The sequence below is a fragment of the Citrobacter portucalensis genome, from assembly GCF_023374935.1.
In the GTDB taxonomy this organism is placed as follows: Bacteria; Pseudomonadota; Gammaproteobacteria; order Enterobacterales; family Enterobacteriaceae; genus Citrobacter; species Citrobacter portucalensis.
Window position 1 is genome coordinate 4,601,335 of the sequence record NZ_CP092466.1, and the last position, 20,119, is coordinate 4,621,453.

The following is a 20,119-nucleotide window of genomic DNA, read 5'->3' on the forward strand; positions in this document are numbered from 1 at the left end:
GACTGGGGTGAACGGACGCGGCCAACGAACCTGCGGCTTGAAGTATGAAGATTAAATTACATCATGCCGCCCATTCCACCCATGCCACCCATACCGGCAGCACCTAAGTCAGGCGCATCGCCTTTCGGCAGGTCGGTAACCATGCACTCGGTGGTGATCATCAGACCCGCAACAGAAGCCGCGTACTGCAGAGCAGAACGAGTTACTTTGGTTGGATCCAGGATACCCATGTCGATCATGTTGCCGTATTCTTCAGTTGCAGCGTTGTAACCGTAGTTACCGTCACCCGCTTTTACGGTGTTAGCCACTACAGACGGCTCTTCGCCGCAGTTCAGTACGATTTGACGCAGTGGGGATTCCATTGCGCGCAGCGCAACTTTGATACCTACGTTTTGGTCTTCGTTCTGACCTTTCAGGCCGGCAATTTTAGACGCTACGCGAATCAGCGCAACACCACCACCAGCAACCACGCCTTCTTCTACCGCAGCACGGGTAGCGTGCAGGGCATCTTCAACGCGGGCTTTCTTCTCTTTCATTTCAACTTCAGTCGCAGCACCAACTTTGATAACCGCAACGCCGCCTGCCAGTTTCGCTACGCGCTCCTGCAGTTTTTCACGGTCATAGTCAGAAGTTGCTTCTTCGATCTGCTGACGAATCTGAGTCACGCGACCCTGGATTGCAGCTTCGTCGCCCACGCCATCGATGATGGTGGTGGTATCTTTGTTGATAACAACGCGTTTCGCCTGACCCAGATCTTCCAGAGTTGCTTTTTCCAGCTCCATACCGATCTCTTCAGAGATAACGGTACCACCGGTCAGGGTAGCGATATCCTGCAGCATTGCTTTACGACGATCGCCGAAGCCAGGTGCTTTAACTGCAGCGACTTTCACGATACCGCGCATGGTGTTAACAACCAGAGTTGCCAGCGCTTCGCCTTCAACATCTTCAGCGATGATCAGCAGCGGTTTGCCTGCTTTCGCTACAGCTTCCAGAACCGGCAGCATTTCGCGGATGTTGGAGATTTTCTTGTCAGCCAGCAGGATGAACGGGCTTTCCAGTTCTACTGCGCCAGTTTCCGGCTTGTTGATGAAGTAAGGAGACAGGTAGCCACGGTCGAACTGCATACCTTCAACCACGTCCAGTTCGTCCTGCAGACCGGTACCGTCTTCAACGGTGATCACGCCTTCTTTACCGACTTTGTCCATCGCTTCAGCGATCAGTTTACCTACGGTTTCGTCGGAGTTAGCGGAGATGGTACCAACCTGAGCAATAGCTTTAGAGTCGGAGCACGGTACGGACAGTGCTTTCAGTTCTTCAACAGCAGCAGCGACAGCTTTGTCGATACCACGTTTCAGATCCATCGGATTCATGCCCGCAGCAACGGCTTTCAGACCTTCAGTGATGATGGACTGAGCCAGTACGGTTGCGGTGGTGGTACCGTCACCTGCAGCGTCGTTCGCTTTAGAGGCAACTTCTTTCACCATCTGCGCACCCATGTTTTCGAACTTGTCTTCCAGTTCGATTTCACGTGCTACGGAAACACCATCTTTAGTGATGGTCGGTGCACCGAAAGATTTATCCAGAACTACGTTACGGCCTTTTGGACCGAGGGTAACTTTCACTGCATCTGCCAGTACGTTTACGCCGCGCAGCATTTTCACACGAGCGTCGTTACCGAATTTTACGTCTTTAGCTGCCATTTTCTCTTTCCCTTAAATTCGTATGTTCAGTGTCGTTCGCGGATTAGGCTTCAACAATCGCCAGGATGTCGCTTTCAGACATGATCAACACTTCTTCATTGTCGATCTTCTCAGATTTAACTCCGTAGCCATCGTTGAAAATAACGATATCGCCGACTTTCACGTCCAGCGGCTGTACGGTACCGTTGTCCAGGATGCGACCCTTACCGACAGCGATGATTTCGCCACGAGTTGATTTACCTGCTGCAGAACCAGTCAGTACGATGCCGCCAGCAGATTTGGATTCAACTTCTTTACGTTTGACGATCACACGATCATGTAACGGACGAATACTCATTGATAGCTCTCCTTTGAGAAAGTCTTTATCAGTTATGGGTGACGCCGGCCCGTAAACGGTTTCCCGGCTAGTGACCAGAGAGATGGGGATGGGGTTTTGTGCCTTCAAGGGGGCAAGCGAAAAAAATTTTTTATCAGCAGAAAATCCCGTCAAAACGCCGACGCACCTCACATTTCATAACGATTTCAGTCACGTCGTCATAAGCAAATCTGATTGTGATACCATCAAAAATCTGCGCTGTAGCCCGATCAATGGGCATAACCGGATAACAATTTATGAGCGGACTGAAACAAGAGCTGGGACTGGCTCAGGGCGTTGGCCTGTTGTCGACATCATTGTTAGGTACAGGCGTTTTTGCCGTCCCCGCGCTGGCCGCACTGGTTGCGGGCAACAACAGCCTGTGGGCATGGCCGGTGCTGATTGTTTTGGTCTTTCCTGTGGCGATTGTCTTCGCCGTACTGGGTCGTCATTTTCCCAGCGCAGGCGGTGTGGCGCATTTTGTCGGCATGGCCTTTGGTTCACGCCTGGAGCGCGTCACCGGATGGCTATTTTTGTCGGTCATTCCTGTCGGTTTGCCTGCGGCATTGCATATCGCCGCCGGATTCGGTCAGGCGATGTTTGGCTGGCATGACGAGCAGCTTTTGCTGGCTGAGCTCGGTACGCTGGCATTGGTTTGGTACATCGGCTCTCGCGGCGCAAGCTCCAGCGCGAATCTACAAACGGTCATTGCAGGACTGATTGTTGCCCTGATTGTTGCTATCTGGTGGGCGGGCGATCTGACACCTGGCGAAATCCCCTTCCCTGCGATTACCGATATTGAGCTTCCCGGCCTGTTCGCCGCGTTGTCGGTCATGTTCTGGTGCTTTGTCGGCCTTGAAGCGTTTGCTCACCTGGCGTCTGAATTCAAAAATCCGGAGCGAGACTTCCCACGCGCACTGATGATCGGCCTGCTGCTGGCAGGGTCTGTTTATTGGGCATGCACCGTTGTCGTTCTCCATTTTGGTGCCTACGGCGAGCAAATGGCGGCCGCAGCGTCGCTGCCAGAGATCGTCGTGCAACTGTTTGGCGTACAAGCTCTGTGGGTCGCCTGCATCATTGGTTATCTGGCCTGTTTTGCCAGCCTCAACATTTATATACAAAGCTTCGCCCGGCTGGTCTGGTCGCAAGCGCAGTATAAGCCGGAGAGTTATCTGGCTCGTCTGTCCCCCCGACACCTTCCGCGCAATGCGCTAAACGCCGTATTGGGCTGTTGCGTAATCAGTACTCTGTGCATCTATATGCTGCAAATCAATCTCGATGCGTTAATCGTCTACGCCAACGGCATCTTTATTATGATTTATCTGCTGTGCATGCTGGCAGGTTGTCGATTACTGAAAGGGCATTATCGCGTACTGGCAGTCATTGGCGGTCTGCTGTGCCTACTGCTACTGGCGATGGTCGGCTGGAAGAGTCTATACGCGTTGATTATGCTGGCAGGACTGTGGCTGTTTTTACCCCGCAGGCCGGATAAGGCAACGTTGACGCCATCATCCGGCCTATAAACACTTTTGCCGGATGACGCTAATGCTTATCCGGCCTACATACTGATGCTTAATCCCGACGATCGTCTTTATGTTCGATGCTGTCGCGCTTGTCATCCTTGCGCTGAAATTCACCATCAAAAGTCTCACCGCCACCCGTTCCGGCGCTAAAACCACCGCCAGGCATACGCGAAAAACGCAAATGTGGCAGCAGTTTCATCGTCAGATGTTTTTGCACCGGGGGTAATAAAAGAAGAAGACCGAGGAAATCGGTGAAAAATCCGGGCAGCACCAACAGCAGACCGGCAATAATCAGCGATACGCTTTTGATCATTTCTGCAGCCGGACTTTCACCTGCCGCCATTTTCTGTTGCATCAGTAAAAAGTTCTTAAATCCCTGATTACGAACCAGAGACATACCGATAACCGATGTAAAAATAACCAAAATCAGCGTCATCAGGACGCCCATCACATGGGCAACCTGAATAAAAATAGATATCTCTATGTAAACATAGAGAAAAATGGCAAGTAATGGTATCCAGCGCAAAGGGATCTCCTGTTAATAACAGCCGTTTTGTTCAACTTCTGTTCGAAAAATTATGTTAATCGCATCGATTTGATATTGTGGTGGTTAGCAAAATTTCAAGTGGCTTGTACACTAATATTTGGGGTTAATCACAAAGTGGTGATCCATTTCACAGAATAATAAATAAGGGGTAAATTCCACGCTTTAAGTGATCCAGATTACGGTAGAAATCCTGAACCAGCATATGATCTCGGGTATCAGACCGATGCAGGGGATAATCGTCGGTCGAGAAACAATCGAAATCACATATATCCTGTGTGTTTAGTCAAATCATTGGCAGCTTGAAAAAGAAGGTTCACATGTTAAACAACATTCGTATCGAAGAAGACTTGTTGGGTACCAGGGAAGTTCCAGCGGACGCCTACTACGGTGTCCACACTCTGAGAGCGATTGAAAACTTCTACATTAGCAACAACAAAATCAGCGATATTCCTGAATTTGTTCGCGGTATGGTAATGGTTAAAAAGGCAGCGGCTATGGCCAACAAAGAGCTGCAAACCATTCCTAAGAGTGTGGCAAATGCCATCATCGCGGCGTGTGATGAAGTCCTGAATAACGGAAAATGCATGGATCAGTTCCCGGTAGACGTTTACCAGGGTGGTGCGGGTACCTCCGTCAACATGAACACCAACGAAGTTCTGGCCAATATCGGTCTGGAACTGATGGGTCACCAGAAAGGTGAATATCAGTACCTGAACCCGAACGACCACGTTAACAAATGTCAGTCTACCAACGACGCATACCCAACTGGCTTCCGTATCGCTGTATACGCATCCATCATCAAACTGATTGATGCACTCAACCAGCTGCGCGAAGGCTTCGAGAAAAAAGCTGTTGAATTCCAGGACATCCTGAAAATGGGTCGTACCCAGCTGCAGGATGCTGTACCGATGACCCTCGGTCAGGAATTCCATGCTTTTAGCGTACTGTTGAAAGAAGAAGTGAAAAACATTAGCCGTACCGCTGAGCTGCTGCTGGAAGTTAACCTCGGCGCGACAGCAATCGGTACTGGTCTGAACACGCCGAAAGAGTACTCTCCGCTGGCAGTACAGAAACTGGCTGAAGTCACCGGCTTCGCCTGTGTTCCTGCAGAAGACCTGATTGAAGCAACTTCTGACTGTGGCGCATACGTTATGGTGCACGGCGCACTGAAACGTCTGGCTGTGAAGATGTCCAAAATCTGTAACGACCTGCGTTTGCTCTCCTCTGGTCCGCGTGCGGGTCTGAACGAGATCAACCTGCCGGAACTGCAAGCTGGTTCTTCTATCATGCCAGCTAAAGTGAACCCGGTTGTTCCGGAAGTCGTAAACCAGGTGTGCTTCAAAGTCATCGGTAACGACATCACTGTAACCATGGCATCTGAAGCTGGTCAGCTGCAGCTGAACGTAATGGAGCCGGTCATTGGTCAGGCAATGTTTGAATCCATTCACATTCTGAGCAATGCTTGCTACAACCTGCTGGAAAAATGCGTTAGTGGCATCACTGCTAACAAAGAAGTCTGTGAAGCGTTTGTATTCAACTCCATCGGCATCGTTACTTACCTCAACCCGTTCATTGGTCACCACAACGGCGACATCGTCGGTAAAATTTGTGCCGAAACCGGTAAGAGCGTACGTGAAGTTGTCCTGGAGCGCGGTCTGTTGACCGAGTCTGAACTGGACGATATCTTCTCTGCACAGAACCTGATGCACCCTGCTTATAAAGCAAAACGTTATACTGATGAAAGCGAACAGTAATCGTGTAGGGTAGTACCGGAGAAGGCACGTCATGATGACGTGCCTTTTTTCTTACTCGAAGTTACTTAAAAACAACAATTTAATATCAACTTGTTAAACAACAAGGAAGGCTAATATGATAGTTTTAGAACTTATCATCGTTTTGCTGGCAATCTTTTTAGGTGCCAGACTTGGGGGTATCGGTATTGGATTTGCAGGTGGGCTGGGTGTTCTGGTTCTCGCCGCTATCGGCGTAAAACCCGGTAATATCCCGTTCGATGTTATTTCCATCATCATGGCGGTTATCGCTGCCATTTCAGCTATGCAGATTGCAGGTGGTCTGGACTATCTGGTTCATCAAACTGAAAAACTGCTGCGTAAAAACCCGAAATACATCACGATCCTTGCACCTATCGTGACCTATTTCCTGACTATCTTCGCAGGTACCGGCAACATCTCTCTGGCCACGCTGCCAGTTATCGCTGAAGTTGCGAAAGAACAAGGGATCAAACCTTGCCGTCCGCTCTCTACTGCAGTGGTTTCTGCACAGATTGCGATTACGGCTTCTCCAATCTCCGCAGCCGTGGTTTACATGTCTTCCGTAATGGAAGGTCATGGCATCAGCTACATTCACCTGCTGTCCGTGGTCATTCCGTCCACCCTGCTGGCTGTTCTGGTCATGTCCTTCCTGGTAACTGCGCTGTTCAACTCCAAACTGTCTGACGATCCGATTTATCGTAAGCGTCTGGAAGAAGGCCTGGTTGAACTGCGTGGTGAAAGACAAGTTGAAATCAAAGCGGGCGCAAAAACTTCTGTTTGGTTGTTCCTGCTGGGCGTGGTTTGTGTCGTCGTATATGCGATCGTCAACAGCCCAAGCCTCGGTCTGGTCGCTAAACCGCTGATGAACACCACCAACGCAATCCTGATCATCATGCTGAGCATCGCGACGCTGACCACAATCATCTGCCGCGTTGAAACTGACTCCATCCTGAACTCCAGCACTTTCAAAGCCGGTATGAGCGCCTGTATTTGTATCCTGGGTGTTGCATGGCTGGGTGATACCTTCGTATCTCACAACATTGACTGGATCAAAGATACTGCAGGTAGCGTAATTCAGGGTCATCCGTGGCTGCTGGCTGTCATCTTCTTCTTTGCTTCTGCACTGCTGTACTCTCAGGCTGCAACCGCTAAAGCACTGATGCCGATGGCTCTGGCTCTGAACGTTTCCCCACTGACTGCTGTTGCGTCTTTCGCCGCGGTTTCTGGCCTGTTCATTCTGCCAACCTACCCAACTCTGGTTGCGGCAGTTCAGATGGATGACACCGGTACAACTCGCATTGGTAAATTCGTCTTTAACCATCCGTTCTTCATCCCGGGTACTCTGGGTGTGGTTCTGGCTGTCTGCTTCGGCTTCTTGCTGGGCAGCTTCATGCTGTAAGTTTTTCCTGCAGGGTGCCTGGGCGCCCTGCAGTTCCTCCTCCCCACCCCGCTTTAACTAACATCCTTCCCTCGTCCGTTGTATAGTGACCATTCTTTTGCTGGTTACTCTGTTCTTTCGAGGTGTTTATGCTTGATGTAAAGAGTCAGGATATTTCCATCCCCGATACCGTTGTGGTGCTCTGTACCGCCCCGGATGAAGCAACCGCCCAGGATCTCGCCGCCAAAGTGCTGGCGGAAAAGCTGGCTGCTTGCGTGACCCTGCTACCCGGTGCGACCTCCCTCTACTATTGGGAAGGCAAACTGGAACAGGAATATGAAGTCCAGATGATTTTAAAAACCACCGTCACACACCAGCAAGCCCTTCTCGATTGCCTGAAGTCACATCATCCATATCAAACACCTGAACTTCTGGTTTTACCCGTCACTCACGGAGACTTTGATTACCGCTCATGGCTCAACGCATCCTTACGCTGATCCTGCTGCTGTGCAGCACATCTACCTTTGCCGGATTATTTGACGCGCCTGGCCGCTCGCAGTTTGTTCCTGCCGATCGGGCGTTTGTTTTTGATTTTCAGCAAAACCAACACGATCTGAACCTCACATGGCAGGTTAAAGATGGCTACTATCTGTATCGCAAACAGATAAGCATTACGCCATCTCAGGCCGATATTGCTGAGGTAAAACTGCCGCCAGGCGTCTGGCATGAAGATGAGTTTTACGGCAAAAGTGAGATTTACCGTAAACAGCTGACTGTCCCGATCACGGTCAATCAGGCTAAGTCTGGCGCAACATTAACGGTCACATATCAGGGCTGCGCCGACGCTGGATTTTGCTATCCACCAGAAACAAAAACGGTGCCATTAAGTGAAGTGTCTTCTGGTTCCGCGGCGGCCCCTGCACCAGCCCCAGCCACTGCAGATCCGCAAGAAAAACCGCAGCCCACGGCCCAACTCCCCTTCTCCGCGCTGTGGGCATTGCTGATCGGAATTGGTATCGCGTTTACGCCTTGCGTATTGCCGATGTATCCGTTGATTTCCGGTATCGTACTGGGTGGCAAGCAACGCTTATCAACCGGACGGGCACTGTTGCTGACGTTTATCTACGTTCAAGGTATGGCGCTCACCTATACCGCGCTGGGTTTGGTTGTTGCAGCCGCCGGTTTGCAGTTTCAGGCTGCGCTTCAGCATCCCTACGTCCTGATTGGCCTTGCCGTCATCTTTACGCTGCTGGCTCTGTCGATGTTTGGCTTGTTCACGCTGCAATTGCCTTCATCACTGCAAACGCGTCTCACGCTAATGAGTAACCGCCAGCAAGGCGGATCTCCCGGCAGCGTCTTTGCGATGGGGGCGATTGCTGGCCTCATCTGTTCTCCTTGCACAACGGCCCCGCTAAGCGCGATTTTGCTGTATATCGCTCAGAGCGGGAACATGTGGCTGGGAGGCGGCACACTGTATCTGTATGCGTTGGGGATGGGATTACCCCTGATGCTGATTACCGTATTTGGCAACCGCCTGCTGCCTAAAAGTGGCCCATGGATGGAACATGTCAAAACCGCTTTTGGCTTTGTCATTCTGGCGCTTCCCGTCTTCTTACTCGAACGTATCGTTGGCGACGAGTGGGGCGTTCGCTTATGGTCACTGCTAGGCGTCGCGTTCTTTGGCTGGGCGTTCATCACCAGCCTGCAGGCAAAGCACGCCTGGATGCGCATCGTGCAGATTGTCCTGTTAGCCGCAGCGCTTGTCAGTGTACGTCCATTGCAAGACTGGGCGTTCGGCGCGCCACATGCTCAAACCCAGGCACATCTTAACTTCACACCGGTGGCATCGGTAGATGCGTTAAATCAAGCACTGGCGCAAGCTAAAGGCAGACCAGTCATGCTGGATCTGTATGCCGACTGGTGTGTAGCCTGTAAGGAATTTGAAAAGTACACGTTCAGTAATCCGCAGGTTCAGCAAGCGCTAGGCAACACGGTGCTATTGCAGGCGGATGTGACAGCAAACAATGCCCAGGATGTCGCTCTCCTGAAACATCTACAGGTTTTAGGTTTGCCGACTATCTTGTTCTTTGATGCCGAGGGGAAAGAGCACCCGGAAGCTCGGGTTACGGGCTTTATGGATGCCGCGACCTTCAGCGCACATTTGCGCGATCGCCAACCGTGAGCGACACTTGCAACAGGAAATACGGAGGAGAATACCGTGCAACGTGAAGATGTCCTGGGAGAAGCCCTGAAATTACTTGAGGTGCAAGGGATAGCCAATACCACGCTGGAAATGGTGGCCGAACGCATCGATTATCCTCTGGATGAACTGCAGCGCTTTTGGCCCGATAAAGAGGCCATTCTGTACGATGCGCTACGCTACCTCAGCCAGCGGGTGGATATCTGGCGGCGTCAGCTTTTGCTGGATGACACGCTGAGCGCTGAGCAGAAATTACTGGCGCGCTACACTGCGCTGTCCGAATGCGTGAGCAATAATCGCTATCCCGGCTGTCTGTTCATCGCCGCTTGTACGTTTTACCCCGATCCCGGGCATCCGATCCATCAGTTAGCCGATCAGCAAAAAAAGGCGGCACATGACTTCACCCATGAGCTGCTGACGACGCTGGAAGTTGACGACCCGGCAATGGTCGCCAAACAGATGGAACTGGTGCTGGAAGGCTGCCTGAGCCGCATGCTGGTTAATCGTAGTCATGCTGATGTCGAAACGGCACACCGCCTGGCTGAAGATATCCTGCGCTTTGCCCAGTGCCGAATGGGCGGTGCGCTGACCTAAGCGAACATTATCTGTTTTCGTCGCCTCTGCCGGATAGTTTTGTGCAAACTTCAGGCATAACCATGCAGATTGCCGTAATATTAAGCGGTTGAACAATGTTTCCAGAAATTTTATTGACTGACAGACGTGAATACGGTTTAATGCGCCCCGTTGCCCGGATAGCTCAGTCGGTAGAGCAGGGGATTGAAAATCCCCGTGTCCTTGGTTCGATTCCGAGTCCGGGCACCACTATTTAGAAGAACCCGCCTATGGCGGGTTTTTTGCTTTCTGGGCTCCGCGAGATTTCTTATCGTTCTGACCACAGAAACTCCTACCCCACCTCATCACGACAGTTAAACCTTTCACTGGAACCACCATAGTACGGCAAAATATAGCGGTATCAGGCACACCTCTTTGTCTGGCGTGCTTAACCGTAGGCTAAATTTGAGTAATTTATCTGAACAACCTTGGGCACAATACTGTTGCGGGAGCGCCAGGTCGCGCCGCACTTCATTGATAAGCTCGCTGAAGGTCGCCCCCCTCTTCCAGATGGCGTTGCAGGGTACGCACATTCATCCCCAGGGGCTGGAGCTGGTGTGCCGCCTCGACATCTGAAGCAAACGCCAGGGAGTAAATACCAACCTTCATCTACAATTGCCATCATACCGAGCAAATAATGAGTCAACGAGGAACCTGGATGGTGAAAACAAGAGTCATACAGTCAGCGCAGGGAGCCCATGCCTATCCGCTGCTGATCAAGAGCTTGCTGCTGTCGGGTGGGCGTTCTCATCCCGAGCGAGAAATCGTCTACGCCGACAAGCTGCGTTACGACTATCGCACCCTCAAACAGCGCATCCATCGCCTGGCAAACATGCTGACAGCGGCCGGTGTCATGCCTGGAGACACCGTCGCCCTCTTAGATTGGGACAGCCATCGCGCCCTCGAGTGCTTCTTCGCGGTGCCTATGATTGGTGCCGTGCTACACACGGTGAACGTCCGCTTCTCGGCGGACCAAATCGCTTACACCATGAATCATGCCGAGGACAACCTGGTACTGGTGCACGACGACTTCTTGCCGGTTGTCGAGTCACTGGCAGAGACACTGACCACTGTCCGGGGATACATCCAGCTTAGCGACGAAGAATCGAAGGCAACCAGCCTGCCGGTGCTGGGGGAATATGAGCCCCTTCTGGCCGCAGCGGGAGATCGCTTTGACTTCCCCGACTTCGATGAAAACTCGGTAGCGACCTTGTTCTACACCACTGGAACCACGGGCAATCCCAAGGGGGTCTACTTCAGCCATCGTCAGCTGGTCCTGCACACGCTCAATGAGTTGGGCCTCCTGGCAGCCCACGAGGGACAGTCGCTGCTACGATCGAACGATGTCTACATGCCGATCACTCCTATGTTTCACGTGCACGCCTGGGGCGCTCCCTATGTCGCAACAATGCTTGGTGTGAAGCAGGTCTACCCCGGTCGTTACGAACCCAACAAGCTGGTGCGGTTCTATCACGATGAGGGTGTAACCTTCTCGCACTGTGTGCCAACCATCTTGCAAATGATCCTCGAGTGCGACGAAGCCACACGGACCGATCTGTCGGGATGGAAGATGTTGCTGGGTGGCAGTTCACTGTCCCTTGGACTGGCGACACAGGCCCACCATAAGGGCATACGCATTCACGCTGGCTATGGTATGTCTGAAACCTGTCCCCTGCTCTGTATGACCCACTTAAGCGATGCCGAGCTGGCCCTTCCCATGGATGAGCAGTTACCCTTGCGGATTCGAACCGGCCTGCCTGTTCCGTTGGTGGATCTGCGTATCGTCGATGGCGAAGGTCGGGAGGTAGTGCACGACGGCGAAGCCCTGGGTGAAATAGTGGTGCGAGCCCCTTGGCTGACTCAGGGCTACCTGAAGGAACCCGAGAAAGGAGCTGAGCTATGGAATGGCAGTTGGCTGCATACCGGCGACATTGCCTCTATCGATCCCCATGGGATAGTGGAAATCAAGGATCGCATCAAAGACGTAATCAAGACGGGCGGTGAGTGGATAAGCACGCTGGAGCTGGAAAGCCTCATCAGCTCACACGCGGCGGTCAGGTCGGTAGCCGTCGTCGGGATACCTGATGAACAGTGGGGCGAACGCCCCCTGGCTCTGGTGGTTTGCAAGGAAGGAGAAGACCTGGAGCCGCAGGCCATAGCGGCACATCTGCAAGGATTCGTCGACCGCGGCCACATCACTAAATGGGCGATCCCACGGCAGATAAGGATAGTCCCGGAAATTCCCAAAACCAGCGTCGGCAAGATCAACAAGCGCCTGATTCGCGAGCTCGAAGCCAGCAATGGGAAGGAAAGCATTTAAGCGATCTGTCGCATTCATAGCGTAAGGTTAACAACAGTCACACTGCTTATATTTCAGGTAGCATGTCGGTATCAATGCTCTGCCGGGGATCTCACCGTCCCCGCGCGGATGCTGATCGCCCTTTAGCAAATGGGTGCCTGGGCATGTTCATCGCCACAGGCACCTCGGGCCCGGCGTTATGTTGATTCGGCAAAATCAGTTTACGGGCTGATTTCCTTGCTTTGTGGATTCCGGTCAATGTCAGGTCCTGCTGGACGAAAAATCCGCCCCCAGACCTTCCATCCAGCCTGATCACTTACCTAAATCTGCATTATTCAACAACGCCAGATTCACCCTCACTCATGCTTTCTTTGCTTTGAATGAACCGGAGCGCCAAATAAAGGTCTGGTGCCAGAATCATGTCGTCATCTTTCATTGTCGGTCGACTCTCCTTAAACCAGCGTGTTAACTCCGTTTTTCGGCCCGCAAGAATTAACTTAATCTGCCGCCCCTTCAGGTCCCGTTTTAACTCATTAATGGTTGCCAGAACGCTGATATCTGAATAGGTAAAGCAAGAAACGGCGTCAATGACCACCCATTTAGGTTGTAGTACTGCACCATCGACTAAATTCAAAACGCGGCGCTTAAAATAGGCCACATTAAAATAAGTCAGCGGTGAGTTAAATCGGTACATCAACACGCCAGGGATCATTTTCACATCAGTTGAATTACCTAATGAGTGAATCATTCCATGTTCGTCAATTCCCAATAAGTGTTCAGTAGGACGGAAAACTGTGCGCAGGAACTGCAACAGACCCAGCAATACCGCAAGGCCAATGCCCTGAATAACACCAATAATCAGAACACAGCCAAAGGTGAAGAACGCCAGGCGAAATGCGGGTTTATTTCTTCGCCTCAGGTTCCAGAGTCCGCGTAAATCAATTAATGACCACGATGCATAAATTAGAACAATGCCTAATGCAGATACCGGAATAAATTGTAATGGCTGCGTGAAAAATACCACGACGATTCCGATGATTAAGGCAGCAACAACGGAAACAAGCTGGCTTTTCCCTCCAGAGGAATCATTTACCGCAGTCCGGGAATCGGCTCCGCTAATCGCAAACCCCTGAGATAAGCCAGACATTAGATTCGCGACACCCAAAGCCCTGAACTCAGCATCAGCATTTATTTCGTATCCGTTTTTTGCGGCAAAACTGCGAGCGGTTAGCATCAGGCTAACAAAACTGACTAACGCCAGGTTCAGCGCAGGGATCAATAAATCACGCGCCAGACCAGGCTGAAACGATCCCCAGTGAACGACGGGCAAACCAGACTGAAATCCCGATCCCCCAATAGTGGCAATCCCATACTGCTGCGCAGATGTAATCCATACCAGCGCCGTTGTTATCACAATAGCAATCAACGGTGCTGGCCATTGGCTACGAAACGTTTTGATAGCTATTAAAATCGCTAACGTTAGGATGGAGATACCTAAGGTTAATAAATGAATTTCTGAGAGTCGGCCAGGCAGGGCAATGATCTTCTCAATCACTTGCTCTTCATCAAGCGTAATCCCCAACACCTTACCGAGTTGCCCGACAATAATCGTCACGGCAACCCCGTTAAGCAGACCCGTTAGAATGGGATGCGAAAGCAAGTCAGCAAGCGCACCCAGGCGAAATTTACTGGCAAGCAGGCACCATCCCCCCATCATCACAGTCATGACAATTGTCAACTGCCAGTGAAGTTCTGGGTTTCCGGCAGAAAGAGGAACTACAACGGCTGCAATTACCGCGCAGGTCGTGGCATCAGGACCAACAATCAATTGGCGGGAAGAACCAAACAGCGCATAAGCTAGCATTGGCAAAACACAGGAATATAATCCGACGATAGCCCCGACTCCCGCCAACTCAGCGTAAGCAATCGCAACCGGTAGTGCTACGGCAGCAACGGATAACCCGGCTTTAACATCATGTTTTAGCCAGCTTTTATCGTACGCTAATAAATTTTTTAGCCCTGGCATGTAGTTTAATACCATTTTTCCGAACACTTTATTCTCCGGATAGACCCTTACTTATAGATAAAGGTACACGTAACTGTCGCAGGCGATCCTGATATTTTCGGGAGGTAATACAGAAAATTCAGATTGGGGGTTTACTGCATATACCGCAGGATGGCTTGTGTTATGGAGGCTCAGGATATAGCTTTGCACCCGATGGTGCGGTGTTGTGATGTGCCTGATGCGCTGCGCTTATCAGGCCTACAAAATACGTTCAGCCCGGCCCCTGCAGGCCGGATAAGGCGGCACGCCGCATCCGGCGGTTTTCATCCCGCACAGACGCAAAAAAGCCCATCCGTCAGGATGGGCTTCTTCACTTTAATTAATGCCTGGCAGTTTATGGCGGGCGTCCTGCCCGCCACCCTCCGGGCCGTTGCTGCGCAACGTTCAAATCCGCTCCCGGCGGATTTGTCCTGGGCAGGAGAGCGCTCACCGACAGACAACAGATAAAACAAAAGGCCCAGTCTTTCGACTGAGCCTTTCGCTTTTATTTGATGCCTGGCAGTTCCCTACTCTCGCATGGGGAGACCCCACACTACCATCGGCGCTACGGCGTTTCACTTCTGAGTTCGGCATGGGGTCAGGTGGGACCACCGCGCTACAGCCGCCAGGCAAATTCTGTTTATCAACACACCTCCTGGGCATGTCGATGTTATCTGTATCAGGCTGAAAATATCTCTCTTCGCCAAAACATCTTCGGCGTTGTAAGGTTAAGCCTCACGGTTCATTAGTATCGGTTAGCTCAATGTATCGCTACACTTACACACCCGACCTATCAACGTCGTCGTCTTCAACGTTCCTTCAGGACCCTTAAAGGGTCAGGGAGAACTCATCTCGGGGCAAGTTTCGTGCTTAGATGCTTTCAGCACTTATCTCTTCCGCATTTAGCTACCGGGCAATGCCATTGGCATGACAACCCGAACACCAGTGATGCGTCCACTCCGGTCCTCTCGTACTAGGAGCAGCCCCCCTCAATTCTCCAGCGCCCACGGCAGATAGGGACCGAACTGTCTCACGACGTTCTAAACCCAGCTCGCGTACCACTTTAAATGGCGAACAGCCATACCCTTGGGACCTACTTCAGCCCCAGGATGTGATGAGCCGACATCGAGGTGCCAAACACCGCCGTCGATATGAACTCTTGGGCGGTATCAGCCTGTTATCCCCGGAGTACCTTTTATCCGTTGAGCGATGGCCCTTCCATTCAGAACCACCGGATCACTAAGACCTGCTTTCGCACCTGCTCGAGCCGTCACTCTCGCAGTCAAGCTAGCTTATGCCTTTGCACTAACCTCCTGATGTCCGACCAGGATTAGCTAACCTTCGTGCTCCTCCGTTACTCTTTAGGAGGAGACCGCCCCAGTCAAACTACCCACCAGACACTGTCCGCAACCCGGATTACGGGTCTACGTTAGAACACCAGCCATTAAAGGGTGGTATTTCAAGGATGGCTCCATGCAGACTGGCGTCCACACTTCAAAGCCTCCCACCTATCCTACACATCAAGGACCAGTGTTCAGTGTCAAGCTATAGTAAAGGTTCACGGGGTCTTTCCGTCTTGCCGCGGGTACACTGCATCTTCACAGCGAGTTCAATTTCACTGAGTCTCGGGTGGAGACAGCCTGGCCATCATTACGCCATTCGTGCAGGTCGGAACTTACCCGACAAGGAATTTCGCTACCTTAGGACCGTTATAGTTACGGCCGCCGTTTACCGGGGCTTCGATCAAGAGCTTCTCCTTACGGATAACCCCATCAATTAACCTTCCGGCACCGGGCAGGCGTCACACCGTATACGTCCACTTTCGTGTTTGCACAGTGCTGTGTTTTTAATAAACAGTTGCAGCCAGCTGGTATCTTCGACTGATTTCAGCTCCATGAGTAAATCACTTCACCTACATATCAGCGTGCCTTCTCCCGAAGTTACGGCACCATTTTGCCTAGTTCCTTCACCCGAGTTCTCTCAAGCGCCTTGGTATTCTCTACCTGACCACCTGTGTCGGTTTGGGGTACGATTTCGTGTTACCTGATGCTTAGAGGCTTTTCCTGGAAGCAGGGCATTTGTTACTTCAGCACCGTAGTGCCTCGTCATCACACCTCAGCGTTAAAAGGTACCGGATTTACCTGGAACCTCCGCCTACATGCTTAAACCGGGACAACCGTCGCCCGGCTAACATAGCCTTCTCCGTCCCCCCTTCGCAGTAACACCAAGTACAGGAATATTAACCTGTTTCCCATCGACTACGCCTTTCGGCCTCGCCTTAGGGGTCGACTCACCCTGCCCCGATTAACGTTGGACAGGAACCCTTGGTCTTCCGGCGTGCGGGTTTTTCACCCGCATTATCGTTACTTATGTCAGCATTCGCACTTCTGATACCTCCAGCATGCCTCACGACACACCTTCAACGGCTTACAGAACGCTCCCCTACCCAACAACACATAGTGTCGCTGCCGCAGCTTCGGTGCATGGTTTAGCCCCGTTACATCTTCCGCGCAGGCCGACTCGACCAGTGAGCTATTACGCTTTCTTTAAATGATGGCTGCTTCTAAGCCAACATCCTGGCTGTCTGTGCCTTCCCACATCGTTTCCCACTTAACCATGACTTTGGGACCTTAGCTGGCGGTCTGGGTTGTTTCCCTCTTCACGACGGACGTTAGCACCCGCCGTGTGTCTCCCGTGATAACATTCTTCGGTATTCGCAGTTTGCATCGGGTTGGTAAGTCGGGATGACCCCCTAGCCGAAACAGTGCTCTACCCCCGAAGATGAGTTCACGAGGCGCTACCTAAATAGCTTTCGGGGAGAACCAGCTATCTCCCGGTTTGATTGGCCTTTCACCCCCAGCCACAAGTCATCCGCTAATTTTTCAACATTAGTCGGTTCGGTCCTCCAGTTAGTGTTACCCAACCTTCAACCTGCCCATGGCTAGATCACCGGGTTTCGGGTCTATACCCTGCAACTTAACGCCCAGTTAAGACTCGGTTTCCCTTCGGCTCCCCTATTCGGTTAACCTTGCTACAGAATATAAGTCGCTGACCCATTATACAAAAGGTACGCAGTCACACCCCAAAGGGTGCTCCCACTGCTTGTACGTACACGGTTTCAGGTTCTTTTTCACTCCCCTCGCCGGGGTTCTTTTCGCCTTTCCCTCACGGTACTGGTTCACTATCGGTCAGTCAGGAGTATTTAGCCTTGGAGGATGGTCCCCCCATATTCAGACAGGATACCACGTGTCCCGCCCTACTCTTCGAGTTCACAACACATGCACTTTTGTGTACGGGACTTTCACCCTGTATCGTGCGACTTTCCAGACGCTTCCACTAACACACATGCTGATTCAGACTCTGGGCTGCTCCCCGTTCGCTCGCCGCTACTGGGGGAATCTCGGTTGATTTCTTTTCCTCGGGGTACTTAGATGTTTCAGTTCCCCCGGTTCGCTTCATTACGCTATGTATTCACGTAATGATAGTGTGACGAATCACACTGGGTTTCCCCATTCGGAAATCGCCGGTTATAACGGTTCATATCACCTTACCGACGCTTATCGCAGATTAGCACGTCCTTCATCGCCTCTGACTGCCAGGGCATCCACCGTGTACGCTTAGTCGCTTAACCTCACAACCCGAAGATGTTTCTTTCGATTCATCATCGACTTGCAAAAATTTGAGAGACTCGAACACACCGCTTTTCATTTCTTATTACGGAGAAATGAAACAGTGTGTCGTTTCAATTTTCAGCTTGATCCAGATTTTTAAAGAGCAAATATCTCAAACGTGACTCGAAAGTCAGTTTTGAGATACTTCGGTCGGCGACTTTCACTCACACATACCAGCAAGTGGCGTCCCCTAGGGGATTCGAACCCCTGTTACCGCCGTGAAAGGGCGGTGTCCTGGGCCTCTAGACGAAGGGGACACTGAAGTCTCAATCGCAAGACGCCTTGCTATTTACTTTTCATCAGACAATCTGTGTGAGCACTGCAAAGGTCGGTTCTTTAAGGTAAGGAGGTGATCCAACCGCAGGTTCCCCTACGGTTACCTTGTTACGACTTCACCCCAGTCATGAATCACAAAGTGGTAAGCGCCCTCCCGAAGGTTAAGCTACCTACTTCTTTTGCAACCCACTCCCATGGTGTGACGGGCGGTGTGTACAAGGCCCGGGAACGTATTCACCGTGGCATTCTGATCCACGATTACTAGCGATTCCGACTTCATGGAGTCGAGTTGCAGACTCCAATCCGGACTACGACATACTTTATGAGGTCCGCTTGCTCTCGCGAGGTCGCTTCTCTTTGTATATGCCATTGTAGCACGTGTGTAGCCCTACTCGTAAGGGCCATGATGACTTGACGTCATCCCCACCTTCCTCCAGTTTATCACTGGCAGTCTCCTTTGAGTTCCCGACCGAATCGCTGGCAACAAAGGATAAGGGTTGCGCTCGTTGCGGGACTTAACCCAACATTTCACAACACGAGCTGACGACAGCCATGCAGCACCTGTCTCAGAGTTCCCGAAGGCACCAAAGCATCTCTGCTAAGTTCTCTGGATGTCAAGAGTAGGTAAGGTTCTTCGCGTTGCATCGAATTAAACCACATGCTCCACCGCTTGTGCGGGCCCCCGTCAATTCATTTGAGTTTTAACCTTGCGGCCGTACTCCCCAGGCGGTCGACTTAACGCGTTAGCTCCGGAAGCCACGCCTCAAGGGCACAACCTCCAAGTCGACATCGTTTACGGCGTGGACTACCAGGGTATCTAATCCTGTTTGCTCCCCACGCTTTCGCACCTGAGCGTCAGTCTTTGTCCAGGGGGCCGCCTTCGCCACCGGTATTCCTCCAGATCTCTACGCATTTCACCGCTACACCTGGAATTCTACCCCCCTCTACAAGACTCTAGCCTGCCAGTTTCGGATGCAGTTCCCAGGTTGAGCCCGGGGATTTCACATCCGACTTGACAGACCGCCTGCGTGCGCTTTACGCCCAGTAATTCCGATTAACGCTTGCACCCTCCGTATTACCGCGGCTGCTGGCACGGAGTTAGCCGGTGCTTCTTCTGCGAGTAACGTCAATTGCTGCGGTTATTAACCACAACACCTTCCTCCTCGCTGAAAGTACTTTACAACCCGAAGGCCTTCTTCATACACGCGGCATGGCTGCATCAGGCTTGCGCCCATTGTGCAATATTCCCCACTGCTGCCTCCCGTAGGAGTCTGGACCGTGTCTCAGTTCCAGTGTGGCTGGTCATCCTCTCAGACCAGCTAGGGATCGTCGCCTAGGTGAGCCGTTACCCCACCTACTAGCTAATCCCATCTGGGCACATCCGATGGCAAGAGGCCCGAAGGTCCCCCTCTTTGGTCTTGCGACGTTATGCGGTATTAGCTACCGTTTCCAGTAGTTATCCCCCTCCATCGGGCAGTTTCCCAGACATTACTCACCCGTCCGCCACTCGTCACCCAAGGAGCAAGCTCCTCTGTGCTACCGTTCGACTTGCATGTGTTAGGCCTGCCGCCAGCGTTCAATCTGAGCCATGATCAAACTCTTCAATTTAAAAGTTTGATGCTCAATGAATTAAACTTCGTAATGAATTACGTGTTCACTCGTTGAGACTTGGTATTCATTTTTCGTCTTGCGACGTTAAGAATCCGTATCTTCGAGTGCCCACACAGATTGTCTGATAAATT

General features: G+C 51.6%; 12 protein-coding genes, 2 tRNA genes and 3 rRNA genes. 8 read left to right on the forward strand and 9 right to left on the reverse strand.

Annotation, left to right across the window (positions count from 1 at the left end; translation table 11 throughout):
* Positions 1-56 precede the first annotated feature (56 nt).
* Both groL and LY264_RS22290 read right to left on the reverse strand, forming a co-directional pair.
* Complete coding sequence (gene groL, locus LY264_RS22285) at positions 57-1,700, reverse strand: chaperonin GroEL (protein WP_003830576.1); 1,644 nt, start codon at positions 1,698-1,700, stop codon at positions 57-59.
* A gap of 43 nt (positions 1,701-1,743) precedes the next feature.
* The gene (locus tag LY264_RS22290; protein ID WP_000027827.1) at positions 1,744-2,037 is read right to left on the reverse strand and encodes a co-chaperone GroES; all 294 of its coding nucleotides are present in this window, start codon (positions 2,035-2,037) and stop codon (positions 1,744-1,746) included.
* A 275-nt stretch (positions 2,038-2,312) separates the two neighbouring features.
* Between LY264_RS22290 and yjeH the strand changes: the two genes are divergently transcribed.
* Positions 2,313-3,578 carry an L-methionine/branched-chain amino acid transporter gene (gene yjeH / locus LY264_RS22295; protein WP_008785985.1) on the forward strand — a complete coding sequence of 422 codons (1,266 nt, stop codon included), beginning with the start codon at positions 2,313-2,315 and terminating at the stop codon, positions 3,576-3,578.
* 49 nt (positions 3,579-3,627) lie between these two features.
* On the opposite strand, the gene LY264_RS22300 is transcribed toward yjeH, so the two are convergent.
* Entirely contained in the window at positions 3,628-4,104 is a 477-nt protein-coding gene (locus tag LY264_RS22300; protein ID WP_003025457.1) for an FxsA family protein, read from the reverse strand.
* Between the two features lie 338 nt (positions 4,105-4,442).
* Here LY264_RS22300 and aspA point away from each other — a divergent pair, with 338 nt between their 5' ends.
* From aspA to LY264_RS22330, 6 genes are all read left to right on the forward strand, one after another.
* Positions 4,443-5,879: an aspartate ammonia-lyase gene (gene aspA, locus LY264_RS22305; RefSeq protein WP_048215096.1), complete on the forward strand. Its 1,437-nt coding sequence runs from the start codon at positions 4,443-4,445 to the stop codon at positions 5,877-5,879.
* A 115-nt stretch (positions 5,880-5,994) separates the two neighbouring features.
* Positions 5,995-7,296 (forward strand): anaerobic C4-dicarboxylate transporter DcuA, encoded by a 1,302-nt coding sequence (gene dcuA, locus LY264_RS22310; RefSeq protein WP_003830670.1) that lies wholly within the window; start codon positions 5,995-5,997, stop codon positions 7,294-7,296.
* 128 nt (positions 7,297-7,424) lie between these two features.
* Complete coding sequence (gene cutA / locus LY264_RS22315) at positions 7,425-7,772, forward strand: divalent cation tolerance protein CutA (RefSeq protein WP_003025447.1); 348 nt, start codon at positions 7,425-7,427, stop codon at positions 7,770-7,772.
* Positions 7,748-9,457 carry a protein-disulfide reductase DsbD gene (locus tag LY264_RS22320; RefSeq protein ID WP_048227214.1) on the forward strand — a complete coding sequence of 570 codons (1,710 nt, stop codon included), beginning with the start codon at positions 7,748-7,750 and terminating at the stop codon, positions 9,455-9,457. The genes cutA and LY264_RS22320 overlap by 25 nt, the downstream gene beginning before the upstream one ends.
* Before the next feature lie 36 nt (positions 9,458-9,493).
* On the forward strand, positions 9,494-10,069 hold the full coding sequence (locus tag LY264_RS22325; RefSeq protein WP_008785982.1) for a transcriptional regulator: 576 nt from the start codon (positions 9,494-9,496) through the stop codon (positions 10,067-10,069).
* 152 nt (positions 10,070-10,221) lie between these two features.
* Positions 10,222-10,297, forward strand: a tRNA-Phe gene (locus LY264_RS22330).
* A 261-nt stretch (positions 10,298-10,558) separates the two neighbouring features.
* On the opposite strand, the gene LY264_RS22335 is transcribed toward LY264_RS22330, so the two are convergent.
* Entirely contained in the window at positions 10,559-10,696 is a 138-nt protein-coding gene (locus LY264_RS22335; RefSeq protein ID WP_156174656.1) for a hypothetical protein, read from the reverse strand.
* Between the two features lie 49 nt (positions 10,697-10,745).
* Between LY264_RS22335 and LY264_RS22340 the strand changes: the two genes are divergently transcribed.
* Positions 10,746-12,407, forward strand: a complete 1,662-nt coding sequence (locus tag LY264_RS22340; protein ID WP_048215098.1) for a fatty acid--CoA ligase — start codon at positions 10,746-10,748, stop codon at positions 12,405-12,407.
* A 310-nt stretch (positions 12,408-12,717) separates the two neighbouring features.
* Here the strand turns inward: LY264_RS22340 and LY264_RS22345 are convergent, their stop codons facing one another.
* The 5 genes from LY264_RS22345 to LY264_RS22365 form a co-directional block, all read right to left on the reverse strand.
* Positions 12,718-14,439, reverse strand: a complete 1,722-nt coding sequence (locus LY264_RS22345) for a SulP family inorganic anion transporter (protein ID WP_008785980.1) — start codon at positions 14,437-14,439, stop codon at positions 12,718-12,720.
* Positions 14,440-14,944: 505 nt separating this feature from the next.
* Positions 14,945-15,060, reverse strand: a 5S ribosomal RNA gene (rrf, locus tag LY264_RS22350).
* Between the two features lie 94 nt (positions 15,061-15,154).
* A 23S ribosomal RNA gene (locus LY264_RS22355) occupies positions 15,155-18,061 on the reverse strand.
* A gap of 221 nt (positions 18,062-18,282) precedes the next feature.
* A tRNA-Glu gene (locus LY264_RS22360) sits at positions 18,283-18,358 on the reverse strand.
* Between the two features lie 85 nt (positions 18,359-18,443).
* Positions 18,444-19,985: ribosomal RNA gene (locus LY264_RS22365) — 16S ribosomal RNA — on the reverse strand.
* The 16S, 23S and 5S rRNA genes sit together here with 1 tRNA gene alongside, the layout of an rRNA operon.
* Between the last annotated feature and the right edge of the window lie 134 nt (positions 19,986-20,119).